Annotated in this window: 11 protein-coding genes; 1 reads left to right on the forward strand and 10 read right to left on the reverse strand. The window is 68.7% G+C overall.

The genetic code is table 11. From position 1 onward, the window contains the following. Window positions 1-69: 69 nt before the first annotated feature. On the reverse strand, window positions 70-1,341 hold the full coding sequence (gene purD / locus GTW51_RS04665; protein ID WP_163043005.1) for a phosphoribosylamine--glycine ligase: 1,272 nt from the start codon (window positions 1,339-1,341) through the stop codon (window positions 70-72). A 159-nt stretch (window positions 1,342-1,500) separates the two neighbouring features. Between purD and ubiA the strand changes: the two genes are divergently transcribed. Further along, complete coding sequence (gene ubiA, locus GTW51_RS04670) at window positions 1,501-2,508, forward strand: 4-hydroxybenzoate octaprenyltransferase (RefSeq protein WP_163042745.1); 1,008 nt, start codon at window positions 1,501-1,503, stop codon at window positions 2,506-2,508. 22 nt (window positions 2,509-2,530) lie between these two features. Here the strand turns inward: ubiA and GTW51_RS04675 are convergent, their stop codons facing one another. The 9 genes from GTW51_RS04675 to GTW51_RS04715 form a co-directional block, all read right to left on the reverse strand. After that, complete coding sequence (locus GTW51_RS04675; protein ID WP_163042746.1) at window positions 2,531-3,106, reverse strand: DUF6101 family protein; 576 nt, start codon at window positions 3,104-3,106, stop codon at window positions 2,531-2,533. Window positions 3,107-3,277: 171 nt separating this feature from the next. Then, complete coding sequence (locus tag GTW51_RS04680; protein ID WP_163043006.1) at window positions 3,278-4,699, reverse strand: FAD-binding oxidoreductase; 1,422 nt, start codon at window positions 4,697-4,699, stop codon at window positions 3,278-3,280. A 67-nt stretch (window positions 4,700-4,766) separates the two neighbouring features. Then, entirely contained in the window at window positions 4,767-5,741 is a 975-nt protein-coding gene (locus GTW51_RS04685; RefSeq protein ID WP_163042747.1) for an L-threonylcarbamoyladenylate synthase, read from the reverse strand. Between the two features lie 71 nt (window positions 5,742-5,812). Further along, the gene (locus GTW51_RS04690) at window positions 5,813-7,327 is read right to left on the reverse strand and encodes a glycoside hydrolase family 25 protein (protein ID WP_163042748.1); all 1,515 of its coding nucleotides are present in this window, start codon (window positions 7,325-7,327) and stop codon (window positions 5,813-5,815) included. Between the two features lie 802 nt (window positions 7,328-8,129). Beyond that, window positions 8,130-10,466, reverse strand: a complete 2,337-nt coding sequence (glyS, locus tag GTW51_RS04695; RefSeq protein WP_163042749.1) for a glycine--tRNA ligase subunit beta — start codon at window positions 10,464-10,466, stop codon at window positions 8,130-8,132. Window positions 10,467-10,662: 196 nt separating this feature from the next. Beyond that, entirely contained in the window at window positions 10,663-11,058 is a 396-nt protein-coding gene (locus GTW51_RS04700; RefSeq protein ID WP_163042750.1) for a P-loop NTPase family protein, read from the reverse strand. A gap of 131 nt (window positions 11,059-11,189) precedes the next feature. Beyond that, window positions 11,190-11,633 (reverse strand): endonuclease domain-containing protein, encoded by a 444-nt coding sequence (locus GTW51_RS04705; RefSeq protein ID WP_163042751.1) that lies wholly within the window; start codon window positions 11,631-11,633, stop codon window positions 11,190-11,192. A 24-nt stretch (window positions 11,634-11,657) separates the two neighbouring features. Then, window positions 11,658-12,539, reverse strand: coding sequence for a KPN_02809 family neutral zinc metallopeptidase (ypfJ, locus tag GTW51_RS04710; protein WP_163042752.1), 882 nt, complete (start codon window positions 12,537-12,539; stop codon window positions 11,658-11,660). Window positions 12,540-12,651: 112 nt separating this feature from the next. After that, window positions 12,652-13,602 carry a glycine--tRNA ligase subunit alpha gene (locus GTW51_RS04715; protein WP_163042753.1) on the reverse strand — a complete coding sequence of 317 codons (951 nt, stop codon included), beginning with the start codon at window positions 13,600-13,602 and terminating at the stop codon, window positions 12,652-12,654. Between the last annotated feature and the right edge of the window lie 96 nt (window positions 13,603-13,698).

Here is a 13,698-nt window from a genome sequence, read left to right on the forward strand (position 1 = left end):
CTTACGTAAACGTCAGAGGATGGCCGGCGAAAATCGACGGTGACGTCTACGTAGCGGTGGCGGCGCGGCTCAGTTCGGCTCGGTCATGATGGCACGATGGCCGATGTCGGAGCGCCAGAACCCTTCGTCCCACTCGACCTTTTCCAGAAGGTCGTAGGCGCGGCGCGCGGCCTCGCGGACGCTGGCGCCGGTCGCCGTCACGTCGAGCACGCGGCCGCCGACGGCAACGAGCCGGCCGTCGCGCACCGCCGTCCCGGCATGGAAGATCAGCGCGTCGTCGGTGGGCTTCGGCAGGCTGCGGATTTCGGTGCCGGTGACATAGGTTCCCGGATAACCGTCCGTCGCCATGACGACGGTCAGCGCCCGCTCGTTCGACCATTCCGGCACGATGCCGGAGAGATCGCCTCGTGCGGAGGCCAGCAGGATCGGCAGGAGGTCGCTCTTCAGCCGCGGCATCAGCACCTGGCATTCAGGATCCCCGAACCGAACATTGTATTCGATCAGCTGCGGGCCTTCCTCGGTCAGCATCAACCCGGCATAGAGCACGCCGCGGAATGGCGTGCCGGCATCCTTCATGCCGGCGAGCGTCGGCTCGATGATCTCGCGCATGACCCGCGCGGTGACCGCCTCGGTCATCGGCAGCGCGGGCGAGTAGGCGCCCATGCCACCCGTGTTCGGTCCGCGATCGCGGTCGAAGGCGCGCTTGTGGTCCTGCGCCGTGCCGAAGAACACCGCCCGCTCGCCGTCGCAGATGCAGAAGAGGCTCGCCTCCTCGCCTTCGAGAAACGCCTCGACCACGAGTTCGGCACCGGCCGCGCCGAACTCGCCGGCAAAGCAGGCGTCGATGGCCTTCAGCGCCTCGTCGCGGGTCATCGCCACGGTGACGCCTTTGCCGGCGGCCAACCCGTCCGCCTTGATGACGACCGGAACGCCGCCCGCCTCGACATATTCGCGGGCGCTTGCCGCATCGGTGAAGCGCCGGTAGCGGGCAGTCGGGATATCGTGCCGGGCGCAGAGATCCTTGGTGAAGCCCTTGGAGCCCTCCAGCTGCGCCGCGGCGGCTGACGGCCCGAACACGGGAACGCCCGCCTCGGCCAGTGCGTCGGCAAGGCCCGCCACCAGCGGCGCTTCCGGTCCGACGACGACGAGACCGATGTCGTGATCGCGGCAGAAGCCGGCGACCGCGGCGTGGTCGGCGATATCGAGGGAGACGAGGCTGGCGTGTTCGGCGATCCCCGGATTGCCGGGCGCTGCATGCAGCGTTCCCAGCTCCGGCGACTGCGCGAGCTTCCACGCCAGGGCGTGTTCGCGGCCGCCCGAGCCCACCAGCAGCACGTTGATCGCCATGTCTTCTCCGATTCGACGCACCGCCGGCAGAGGAACCGGCTGCAGGCGGTTACCGTCGCAATGCCGGAAAGGTCAAGGCGACCGGCGGCGGCACAACAGGTGAAATTCGGCGAAAAGCCTTGACTGCGGCTCTTGTGCAATCACTCTCTCGCCATGTCGAATCTCAAGACCGGCCTCGCCGACCGCACCGACCGCGTTGCAGACGCGCCATCGGATAACTGGGTCTATCGCACCCTGCCCCGCGGTGTCTGGCCCTACGCACAACTCGCCCGCTGGGACCGCCCTATCGGCTGGCAGCTGCTGCTGTGGCCATGCTGGTGGGCGGCAGCGCTGGCGCCGCAGGCAGTCGCGCCGAGTTCGGTGCATCTCGGCCTGCCGAGCCTCTGGCAGCTCTTCCTGTTCCTCGTCGGTGCGATCGCCATGCGGGGCGCCGGCTGCACCTACAACGATCTCGTCGACCAGAAGATCGACGACATGGTGGCGCGGACCCGCTCGCGCCCGCTGCCGTCCGGCCGCGTGTCACGCTCGCAGGCGAAGATGTTCCTCGTCGCCCAGGCGCTGGTCGGCTTCCTGGTGCTGATCCAGTTCAACGTCTTCTCGGTGCTGCTTGGGATCGCCTCGCTCGGCGTCGTCGCGATCTACCCGTTCCTCAAGCGCTTCACCGACTGGCCGCAGCTGGGGCTGGGCTTTGCCTTCTCCTGGGGCGCGCTGATGGGATGGGCGGGCTACTGGGGCGAACTCGCGCCCGGCGCGCTGCTTCTCTACGCCGGCTCCATCCTGTGGACGATCGGCTACGACACGATCTACGCGCACCAGGACAAGGAAGACGACGCGCTTGTCGGCGTGCGCTCAACGGCGCGCCTGTTCGGCAGCCGCACCAAGCCGGCGCTGGTGGTGCTGTATGCCGCAACGATTGGGCTGTTTCTCGCCGCCTTCGCGACGACGGGCAACGGGATGGGCGGTGGCCCGGCATGGCCGGCCTATGCGGGCCTTGCCATCGGTGCCGCGCAGATGGGCTGGCAGATCCGCACGCTCGACATCGACGACCCCGACCAGTGCCTGAAGCTGTTCAAGTCGAACACGCTGTTCGGCTGGATCGTGTTCTTCGGCCTGATCTTCTCGGCGCTCTGGGCGCTGTCGTTCCCCGTGACGGGCGGCTGACGCCAGGCGCCAGCCGTTCCGGTCAGCTGCGGGCGATGATTTCCTCGCCGGCGACGACCATGCGCATGCCGAGACCGCCGGGCTTGCGACGGGCCAGGAAACGCGGCCGGCGCTGGCGGTTGGCGGAGCGGCGGCGCGGCGCCGGCTGGGCCGCCTTGATGGCGCCGAGCGTGTCCTCGAGCGCGCAGATCGTGCCGTCGGCCTCGACCATCAGCATCGGCAGGCCGAACAGCTCGGACCAGCCGCGCCAGTCGGCGGCGACGTCGTAGAGATCGCTGGCGACCAGCAGCGGCACCGTGCAGCGCGGGTCGTCATGGTGGAGTTCGAGCGTCACCGTCACCTCACCTTCCGCAGTCTCCATGGCGCGGGCTGCCACGCCGCGGAAGGCGCGGGCCGGCAGCGCGATCGATACCGGCAGGCCGGAGCCGCCGAGCTTGCGGCGGATCACCGCGCCGCGCCTGTCGACGCGGCAGACGATGACCTCGCCATCCTCGATGATCTCGACCGTCTGACGGCGATCGCAGGCGGCCGGATCGAGCCGGACCGGAAGCGTCGCCCAGACGGGCCTCACTGCTGCATCGAACGGAGCGGTATTCATGTGTTGACGCCTCTGTCTCTCCTGAGAGCCGACGGCTCTCCCTGCGGCCGATGTGATCCCGGCCTTGCTTATGGAGACAGTAGCTGCGGCGTCTTGCGGCCCCGCTAAGAAAGTCAGTTAAGTCTTCATGACCCGCAAGAAGGGTTAGCAAGGATAAAACTTGAATCAAGTCTAAACCAGCTTTCCCGGGTTTAAGATATCGTCAGGATCGAAGGCCGCCTTGATGCGCCGCATCAGCTCGATCTCGGGGCCCCGCTTGCTTGCGGCGAGTTCGTCGCGCTTCAGCTGGCCGATGCCGTGCTCGGCGGAGAAGGTGCCGTCCATCGACGCGACGATGCCGTGGACGATGACGTTCATCTCGTGCCAGCGCGCCAGGAAGGCGGCGGTGTCGGCGCCGACGGGCTGGGAGATGTTGTAGTGGATGTTGCCGTCGCCGAGATGGCCGAAGGCCACCACGCGCGCCCCCGGCATCGCCTCGGCCACGGCGCGATCGGCCTTCGCCAGGAATTCCGGGACCAGCGCCACGGGCACGGCGACGTCGTGCTTGATCGAGCCGCCTTCCGGCTTCTGCGCCCAGCTCAGCTCCTCGCGCATCGCCCAGAAGGCATTGGCCTCCGCCAGCGACTTCGCCGGCACGGCATCGTCGACGACTCCCGCCTCGAAGCCCTCGGTCAGCACTGCCTCGAGCGTGTCGCGCGCGTCCTCGGCCGAACGGCTGGAGCTGATCTCGATCAGGACGTACCAGGCATGCGGCGTCTGCAGCGGGTCGCGCGCGCCCTGCCTGTGGCGAAGGGTGAATTCCATGCCGATCCGCGGCATCAGCTCGAAGGCCGAAAGCTGCGGCCCGGCGAGGCGTTCGGCATGGCGCAGCAGCTGCAGGGCCGCTTCCGGCGAGGCGAGGCCGACATAGGCGACCTCGCGGCCGGCGGGCTTCGGGAACAGCTTCAGGACGGCCGCGGTGATGATGCCAAGCGTGCCCTCCCCGCCGATGAAGAGATGGCGCAGATCGTAGCCGCGATTGTCCTTCTTCAACCGGCGCAGGCCATGGAAGATCTCGCCCGACGCCAGCACCGCCTCGACGCCGAGGCAGAGGTCGCGGGAATTGCCGTAGGCGAGCACGCCCGTGCCGCCGGCATTGGAGGAGAGGTTGCCGCCGATCTGGCAGCTGCCCTCGGAGCCGAGCGACAGCGGGAAGAACAGCCCGGCCGCGTCCGCCGCCTCCTGCACGCGCTTCAGGACGACGCCGGCCTCGACCGTCAGCGTCCGGCCCACGGGATCGACCGCCCGCACCTTGTCCATCCGCGAAAGCGAGACGACGATCTCGCGGGGCGAGCGGGGCGACTGGCCGCCGACGAGGCCGGTATTGCCGCCCTGCGGCACGATGGTGGTGCGGGTCTCGCTGGCGAGGCGCATGATCGCGGCGACCTCGTCGGTGCTGCCCGGCCGCAGCACCATGCCGGTGCGGCCGTGGAAGAGGTCGCGCGGCTCGTGCAGATAGGGCTCGACGAGGTCCGGATCGGTGAGCGCGTTGCGTTCGCCGACGATCGCGGCGAAGCGGGCGAGAAGGTCGGCGGGGAGCGGCGTGTCGATCATATCCATGACCTGCCAGATAGGCGGCGGCGACACCGGAGTCGAGGCGAAACGCCTATGGTCTGGGCGCTCAGATTTCCGGACGCGGCGCCGCGGCGCGGCGGAGCCGGTCGTTGATCGCCTCGCCGAGTCCATCGTGCGGGATCGGCGCGACGGCGATCCGCGCGATCTCCGGTGCGTCGAAGGCTGCAAGCGCCGCAAAGAGATTGCTGGCCGCCTCCGCCAGGCTGCCGGCGGGGCTGAGATTGACGACGCCGGCGGCGGCTTCCTCCCCCGGGACGAGACCCGCTCCGAAGGCGATGAGGTATTCACCCGGCTCGACGTTCGTTGCATCGAGGCGGACACGGCCGGCTGGCGCATAATGCGAGGTCATCTGGCCGGGTGCCGACAAGGCCGCGTCGGGAGCCGGGTCGACGACGGGTAATCCGGTCGCGGCGGCAAGCGCCGCCCGGTCGATGCCGCCGGCGCGCAGCAGCACCAGCCGGTCCCGCTCAGGCCGGACGATGGTGGATTCCAGGCCGACCGAGGACGGCCCGCCGTCGAGGATCAACGGAATGCGGCCGCCGAGCCCGCGCAGCACCTGTTCCGCGCTGGTCGGACTGACGCGACCGGAGGGATTGGCGCTGGGGGCCGCCAGCGGGCGCCCGAGCGCCTCGGCGAGACGCCCGACGACGCCTTTCGGGGCGCGAATGGCCACCGTCGAAAGGCCCGCCGTGGCCAGCGGATGCACGGGTGAGTCCGATCGAAGCGGCAGAACCAGCGTCAGCGGGCCCGGCCAGAACGCCTCAGCCAGCCGTTCGGCGACGGAACCAACTTCGGCAAGGCGCCCGGCCATCGCGAGGCCGGGTACATGGCAGATCAGCGGATTGAAGCGCGGCCGCCCCTTGGCCGCGAAGATCGCCGCGACAGCCGTGCCGTTGGTGGCGTCGGCGGCAAGCCCGTAAACGGTCTCGGTCGGCAGCGCGATGGCGGCGCCAGCCTCCAGCAGGGCCAGGGCACGCGGTTCGGCGTCAGCCGCCGTGACAGGGATGAGATCGGTCTGCACGCGAGGGAGATCGCAGAAGACGCCGTGGAAGGAAAGCGGAAAGCGGCGTTTGCCGCCATCGCGTGCCGGTCCTAGCGGGTTGCCGCGAAGGCGCCGAGGATGCGCTGGTCGGGCAGCGCCAGTTCGGCGTAGCGCCCGGAGCCGGTCACGACGCGCGGGCCACGGGGAGAGGTGTCACCACCGAACTGCGAGAGGATTCGGGCGGGCATCGGCAGGGCGCCGGCCTTCTGGGCTGCCGTCGCGGCCTTCACGACCTCGACGAAGCGCGAGCGCGGCGTATCGGTGCGAAGGGAAGCTTCCTCGTCCGACGCAGCGGCTTCCGGCATGGTGGCGGCATCGGCGCTACCGATGAACAGCCGGTCGACTTCTTCGGCGGCGATGGCGATCGCCGAGCGCAGCGTGCCGATATGGTCCTGCAGCTTGCGGGCGGCTTCCTGCGACAGGCTGGCAGTGCCTTCGACCGCCTGCGGCGCGCTGGCGGCGACGGATACGGCCCCGGCGGCACCGCCCTGCTGTTCCTGGCGGGCGACGTCCGCGAGCATCTTCAGCGGGTCGAGGCCGACATGGTGCGCGGCGGGAGCGTAGGCGGCGGCGAGCGTGCCCGGCAGCGGCGCCTCGGGCACCCGGCGCGCCGGCTCCGGCAGATGCGGACCCTTCGGCTCGGTGATGCCGGCAACTGCCGCCTTGGTCTTCTCGTCGACCGAGGCGATCAGCATCGCGGGGTCTTCCTCGGCGGGCTTCGTCTCGATCAGCTCGTCGAACGGCCACGCCTTGCGCAGCTCGGCCACGTCCATCGAGGCGACGTTGACGTCGATGTCGGTCTTGGCGCCCTGCACCCGGTAAGGGCAGCTGCGGGTATTGCAGTTGTGCATCGAGGAGAACTGCCAGAGCGCGTAGCTCGGCCACGTCTCCTCGGGGAACTTGCCGGTGATGTCCTCGCGGTAGCGGGCGTACCAGAGCGGCAGGCGCGACAGCAGCGGGTATTCAGCCTTGTTCTTGGAGATGTATTCGGCGGTGTTGCCGTTGGTGTAGAGGACCGGGTAGCGGCCGGTGCGGATCTTCACCTGGTCGGCGAAGATCTCGGCGTCCGACAGGGTCATCCACTCGTCGGAAATGTCCTCGATGTCGAGGGCGATCAGGTCATCTTCGGCCGGCTCGGCGAAATCGACGAAATGGTCAGCCTGCGCGCGCGGATTGCCGGGCCGGGCCAGATGATAGGCGCCCCAGAGCAGCCCCTTCATCTTCGCCATCTCGCGGCGCGTCATGTAGAGTTCCTTGGTGACGGAATATTTCCACCACCGGTTCTTGCAGAGCTTGTAGGCGTCGTTGTCGACCTTGCCGCAGTTCCATTCCGGCGGCAGGCCGTCTGACGCCTTGTTGATGAAGCCGGCGATCCGCTTGTCGGACGACAGTTCCTGCCAGTTGATCGGATTGAATTCGTAGGCGTCGATGACGAGGGCCTTGTCCTCGGACTTCCAGGGAGCGTTCCACGCGGCCGCGGCCGGTGTCGCCAGAAGGACCGTGCCGGCAGCGATGGCACAGGCGAGATTCAGGGCGGCCGCCAAAGCGGCGCTCAGTGTCGTCATTCGGTGGTTTCCCCTCGAAGTCGCTCGCAGTCTTCATGCATGCCGGGCGGCGGTCCCCAGAGCCGAAGCTCCAACTGCCCCAAGCGGCTATGCCCTTACGTCTCACACCGAAATCAGGCAGGTTCCGGGCGCTTCAATCACAAAATGTTACAGTCGCTGCCAGATATTTCGGCAGGGCATTCGGATTGCGTAGAATTTGACACAATCCGACGATTTCGCACAGGTTTTGGTGAAGAAAGGGTTAATGCGGCTGGGATTCGTGGCTTTTCGGCATCTCCAGCGGTCAGTGGGGCGCGAAGCCCGCCCCTGCGCCACGGTCGTCCTGATGGGAGGCCGAGGCCTGTGACAGCTGAATTGGCCCTGCCGATTGCGGTCGGGTTCGCTTCGACAACCACCGCACCGCCGGTCAGCGCCCCATGGATCCTCGGGACGGGGCCCGAGGAAGACGATCGCGGCTATGGGGGACGGGCCATCTCCGGCCGCGGTGCCTGCATCGAGGACCCCGCACGCACAGTGAACCCATGAACGGCGTCATCCTCGGGCCCGTCCCGAGGATCCAGTCCGAGCGGTCTCAGGACGGCAGCGACACTTCTGCCGCGCGCGGCAGCGTCTGCCAAGAGGAATGGGTCCTCGGGTCAAGCCCGGGGATAACGCGCGGTGGTGGCGATAGCGGGTCGACCGTCCACCCGTTGAGCCGAGACGCAGCCGCATGGCCTCGGTGGCACTGCCGGGATCGCGGCCGCGCGCTGGCCGAGGCGGCTGCCCGCACCGCCAGGTGCGCGGACACCTCAACTTACCCCGCCTACCCCGCAATGCGCGAAAAGTCCGCCATCCGGCGGGTCGCGGCGCGGATACGGGTGAGGAGCGCCAGGCGGTTGGCGCGGACCGCGGCATCCTCGGCGTTGACCAGCACCTTATCGAAGAACGCGTCGACCGGCAGCCGCAGGCGGGCGAGCGCTGCCATGGCGTGCGCGTAATTGCCGACGGCGAGCGCCTCGTCGAGTTCGAGCTCGGCGCGGTCGATGGCGCCGGCCAGGACCTTCTCCTCGTGCTCGGTGAGGAGATCGAGCGAGACGGACGCGGCGATGGCCGTGCCCTTCTTCTCCTCCGCCGCGAGGATGTTCGCGGCGCGGCGGGTGCCGGCGAGGAGGTTGGCGCCGTCTTCGGTGTCGAGGAAGGTACCGAGCGCCGTCACCCGGCGGGTGATGTCGAGCAGGTCGTCGTTGAGCGCCGTCGATTGCGACTGGCTGGTCACCCCCCTCGTGGGGGAGATGGGCCCAGAGGGGGGTGACGTCATCTGCCCATGCGCGAGGTCATAAGGCTGGACGGGTTGCGGGACAGGCCCCCCCTCTGCCCTGCCGGGCATCTCCCCCACAAGGGGGGAGATCGAAGTTTGGCTGTCCTGCGTGCTGGAAAGAACGGCGTCGACCAGATCGTGGCGGGCACCAGACTCGCGGAGCTGGCCCTTCAGGCGGTCGTGGAAGAAGGACAGGAGGTCGCCGGCGGGCATCAGGGAGCCCAGTGGCAGCACCAGCCCATTGTCCAGCACCAGCCGGATCACGCCCAGCGCCGCGCGGCGGAGCGCGTAGGGGTCCTTCGAGCCGGTTGGCTTCTCGTCGATGGCCCAGAAGCCGACGAGCATGTCGAGCTTGTCCGCCAGCGCGACGGCGATCGCCACCGGGTCGGTCGGCACGGTGTCGGTCGGCCCGAGCGGCTTGTAGTGATCCTCGATCGCCGCCTGGACGGAGGCGTGCTCACCCTGCAGCGCGGCGTAATAGCGGCCCATCAGGCCCTGCAGCTCCGGGAACTCGCCGACCGCCTCGGTGGTAAGGTCGGCCTTGGCAAGCAATGCGGCGCGCCGGACGAGGGTCTTGAGCTCTGCCGCGGTTACGCGTTCGCTGCCCAACGTCGCGCCGTCCGGATAGACAGTCGCGGCAATCGTCTCGGCCAGCGCCGCGATGCGGGCCACCCGCTCGCCCTGCGTGCCGAGCTTGGCGTGGAAGGTCACGCCCAGCGCGTCGAGCTTGGCCATGCGCTGGTCGAGCGGCCGCGCGAGGTCGAGGCCGAATTTCTCTGCCGCGGGACGCAGCGCGTCCAGGTCAGGCAGATCGGCCTGGTCGGTCTTCCAGAAATACAGCGCGTCGGAAAGGCGGGCGCGCACGACCTTGCCGTTGCCGCGGGCAATCTCCGCCCCGCCGTCGGAGGCGGCGATGTTGGCGACGAGCACGAAACGGTTCGACAGGGTCCCTACCCCGGTCTGCCGGGTCACGAAGCATTTCTGGTTGGTCTTGATGGTCTGCTGGATCACCTCCGGCGGGATCGCCAGAAACGCCTCGTCGAACTCGCCCATCAATGTGACCGGCCACTCGACCAGGCCCGAGACCTCCTCGAGCAGCGCCTCGTCGGGCACGACTTCCAGGCCGAGCGCGAATGCGAGGTTCTCGGCATCGTGGCGGATCATGTCCTTGCGACGCTCGGGATCGAGCACCACGAAGGCCCGGGCGAGGCCGTCCGCGTAGTCGTCGAAGCGGCGAACGCGGAACTCTGCCGGCGCGTGGAAACGGTGACCGCTGGTGACGTTGGACGCACGGATGCCCTGCACCTCGATGTCGACGACCACCGGCTCCTCGGTCTCGGGGCCGAAAGTGCAGAGGATCGACTGCAGCGGGCGCACCCAGCGCAGCGAGCCGGGCTCGCGCGAGGCGGGGCCCCAGCGCATCGATTTCGGCCAGGGGAAGTTGCGGATGATCCCCGGCAGGACGTCGGCCAGGATTTCCTCGGCCGGGCGGCCGGGTTTGGCGATCGTCGCGACGTAGAAATCGCCCTTCTTCGGATCGCTGCGGATCACCGCCTCGTCGATCGAGGCGAGACCGGCGCCGCGCAGGAAGCCCTCGATGGCCTTTTCCGGCGCGTCGGTTCGCGGGCCCTTGCGCTCCTCGACGACGTCCCTGGAGCGGGCGTCGACACCGCGGACGTCCAGCGTCAGGCGGCGCGGCGTCCAGTATTCGCGGGCGCCCTCGTAGGTCAGCCCCGCCTCGACCAGCGCGTTCGTGACGAGCGCCTTGAGGTCCCCCGCCGCCTTGCGCTGCATGCGGGCCGGGATCTCCTCGGAGCGGAGTTCGAGCAGGAGGTCGGGCATGGGCGTTTCGCAATCGCAGGAAATGTCGGGGCCTTGCACCATGGCTCAACGGCGATTGCAAGCCGTCACCGGGCCATCGTCACTCCAGCGCCGCCAGAAACGTCGCGACATCCCGCGGCGATGTCAGCCGGAACTTCTGCCGCGGGAACGCCGCGTAGAGGCGGGCCAGTCCCGGGCCGGAATGCGTCGGGAACGTCTACGCCCATTTCAGGAATTCGGCGTCGAAGCGCTCGGGGCAGCCCGCCGCCATGTCGGGCCGCACCTGCCCGTGGCTTGCGGCGATCCGGCGGAGAATGCGCAGGACGCAGAGCCAGCGCGGCAGATCCAGCCAGATCAGCGTGTCGGCCTTTTCGGTCCGGATATGCATGGTCGCGGTGTGGTTGCCGTCGAACACCCAGCCCGGTTCGGCAACGGCGTCCTCGACCAGCGCGATCTGGCGCCGCGCCTCGCGCTTGCGCCAGCCAGCCGTCCAGTAGAGCTGGTCCATGTGGACGACGCGGAGGCCGTGCGCGGCGCCGATCCGGCGGGCCAGCGTCGACTTGCCGGCGCCGGGACTGCCGACGATCATCACCGAGCGACCGAGAGCCGGCACGCGCCCCTCCCCGGCGGCGTTGTCCACAGATCGGATCGAAGCCCAGTTCCGTCCGTCGATCAACCGTCCACCCGACGAAAGGTTTGCAGACAGGCGACAAGAGCGAGTGACGCTCCCACGGACGACCCGCTTCAGGACGTCCCGGGTTTCGGCCGCGGGCGTTTCTTGCCGACGATCTCCCGCCGTGCGGGTTCGGCGCCGGGCGGCAGATGCCGTCGTTCGTCGACCGCGGCGCGGATGGCAACGAGCACCACGGCGGCATCGGCGCGGACCGCATCATTGGCAAAGCGCAGGACATGGTAGCCGCGGTCGGCGAGCCAGCGGTCGCGCGCCGCGTCCCTTGCCCGCTGTTCCGGGCGGCCGTGCTGGGCGCCGTCGATCTCGATGATCAGGCGGAGGCGATGGGAGACGAAGTCGGCGAGGTAGGGGCCGATCACCACCTGCCGGTGGAAATGGCCGCCTTCGTCGGGAATGGCGCGGATACCGCGCCAGAGGTGCTCCTCCAGCGCGGTGGTCTGTGCGGCAATGGCGCGGCGGGCGCGGTGCGCCTTCGCCTCGAGGCGGGTCATCGCCATGGCTGCGACCCGCCCCGATCCGCGTCAGATATCGGCGTTGATCGCGTCGCAGGACGCCATGTCGCCGCTCTCGTAGCCACGGCGGAACCAGGTCTGGCGCTGCTCGGACGTACCGTGGGTGAAGCTGTCCGGCACGACCGTGCCCTGGCTGCGCTTCTGCAGCGTGTCGTCGCCGATCTGCTCGGCGGCATTCAACGCCTCGTCGATGTCGCCGTCCTGGATATAGCCGGCCTGGTCGGTGTCGTGCGCCCAGATCCCGGCATAGCAGTCGGCCTGCAGCTCGACCCGCACCGACATCGCGTTGGCATCCGCCTCGCTCATCGACTGCCGGGCCTGGTTGAACTCCGGCAGGACGCCGGTGACGTTCTGGATGTGGTGGCCGACCTCGTGCGCGACGACATAGGCTTGGGCGAAGTCACCCGGCGCGTTCAGCTGGTTGCGCAGCTGGTCGAAGAAGGTGAGATCGATATAGAGCCGCTGGTCGGACGGGCAGTAGAACGGCCCCGTCGACGCGCCGGCATTGCCGCAGGCGGAGTTTACCTGGCCGTTGAACAGGACCAGCGTCGGCGCCGGATAGGTCTCGCCCGCCTCCTGGAACCGGCGACCCCAGACGTCCTCGGTGTCGGCCAGAACCGTGGCGACGAAATCGTCCGTGCTGTCGGACGTGCCGGCGACGCCCGGCCCGCTCTGCGTCGTCTGCGTTCCGGTGCCGGAATCCATGCCGAGCAGCGTCATCGGATTGATGCCGAAGCCGATCCACAGGACCAGCGCGACAATGATGATCAGGATCGATCCGCCGCCGCCGGCGCGGATCGGCAGGCGCATGCCGCCACCGCCGCGCATGCCGCCGCCCGAACCGCGCCTGTCCTCGATATTGCTGGATTGCCTGCGCCCGCGCCACTGCATCCGGTCGTTCCTTACCTGCGGCGCGCCCGTTCGTGACGGCGCGCCAAATCTGTCCCTGACCGGCGATATAAAGGGCGCGGCCGGAATTGGTACGGCAGCGACGCCAGATAGCTCAGGCGGCGGCGGAAATCGCCACGGCGCCACCCGCATCCGTCAGCAAAAACGCCTCGCCGCAGGCCTTGGCGAGGTTGCGCACGCGCAGGATGTAGCTCTGGCGTTCGGTCACGGAGATGACGCCGCGCGCGTCGAGCAGGTTGAAGACGTGGCTCGCCTTGATGCACTGGTCGTAGGCCGGAAACACGCAGTGGTGGAGGCCGCCCGGTCCCGTGGGCGCGCCGAAGGCCAGGACCGCCTGGCACTCTTTCTCGGCGTCCTCGAAATGGCGCAACAGCGTCGCGGTGTCGGCGATCTCGAAATTGTAGCGGGAATATTCCTGCTCGGCCTGCAGGAAGACGTCGCCATAGGTGACCTTCTCGTCGCCGTCGCGGCCGTTGAAGTTCAGGTCGTAGACGTTGTCGACGTTCTGGACGTACATCGCCAGGCGTTCGAGCCCGTAGGTCAGCTCGCCCGCCACCGGCGCGCATTCGATCCCGCAAACCTGCTGGAAATAGGTGAACTGCGAGACCTCCATGCCGTCGCACCAGCATTCCCAGCCGAGACCCCAGGCGCCCAGTGTCGGGCTCTCCCAGTCGTCCTCGACGAAGCGGATGTCGTGCAGCAGCGGATCGATGCCGATCGCCTTGAGCGAGCCGAGATAGAGCTCCTGCAGGTTCGACGGGTTCGGCTTCAGGATCACCTGGTACTGGTAATAATGCTGCAGCCGATTGGGGTTCTCGCCATAGCGCCCATCCTTCGGCCGCCGCGACGGCTGCACGTAGGCGGCGTTCCAGGGTTTCGGCCCCAGCGCGCGCAGCGTCGTCGCGGGATGGAAGGTGCCGGCGCCGACTTCCATGTCGTAGGGCTGCAGCACCACGCAGCCATAGTCGGCCCAGTAGCGGTGAAGCGTCAGGATCAGCGCCTGGAAGGAGCGGCGCGGGTCCATGTGCGGGGGAATGTCAGACATGGTAACGGGCTTTCCGGAGAGCGGGGCGCGCGGCCGCCAATAGCTGGCGGAGGTGCCATGTCCGGAGCCGGCGGGTCAAGCGGCGCGGCGCGTGGA

The sequence above is a fragment of the Aurantimonas aggregata genome (genome assembly GCF_010500835.1).
Lineage (GTDB): Bacteria > Pseudomonadota > Alphaproteobacteria > Rhizobiales > Rhizobiaceae > Aurantimonas > Aurantimonas aggregata.

Coding starts and splice junctions, on each gene's coding strand:
- ubiA (WP_163042745.1), top strand. CDS start 1,501: ATGTCGAATCTCAAGACCGGCCTCGCCGACCGCACCGACCGCGTTGCA.
- GTW51_RS04675 (WP_163042746.1), bottom strand. CDS start 3,106: ATGAATACCGCTCCGTTCGATGCAGCAGTGAGGCCCGTCTGGGCGACG.
- GTW51_RS04680 (WP_163043006.1), bottom strand. CDS start 4,699: ATGATCGACACGCCGCTCCCCGCCGACCTTCTCGCCCGCTTCGCCGCG.
- GTW51_RS04690 (WP_163042748.1), bottom strand. CDS start 7,327: ATGACGACACTGAGCGCCGCTTTGGCGGCCGCCCTGAATCTCGCCTGT.
- glyS (WP_163042749.1), bottom strand. CDS start 10,466: ATGCCCGACCTCCTGCTCGAACTCCGCTCCGAGGAGATCCCGGCCCGC.
- GTW51_RS04705 (WP_163042751.1), bottom strand. CDS start 11,633: ATGGCGATGACCCGCCTCGAGGCGAAGGCGCACCGCGCCCGCCGCGCC.
- ypfJ (WP_163042752.1), bottom strand. CDS start 12,539: ATGCAGTGGCGCGGGCGCAGGCAATCCAGCAATATCGAGGACAGGCGC.
- GTW51_RS04715 (WP_163042753.1), bottom strand. CDS start 13,602: ATGTCTGACATTCCCCCGCACATGGACCCGCGCCGCTCCTTCCAGGCG.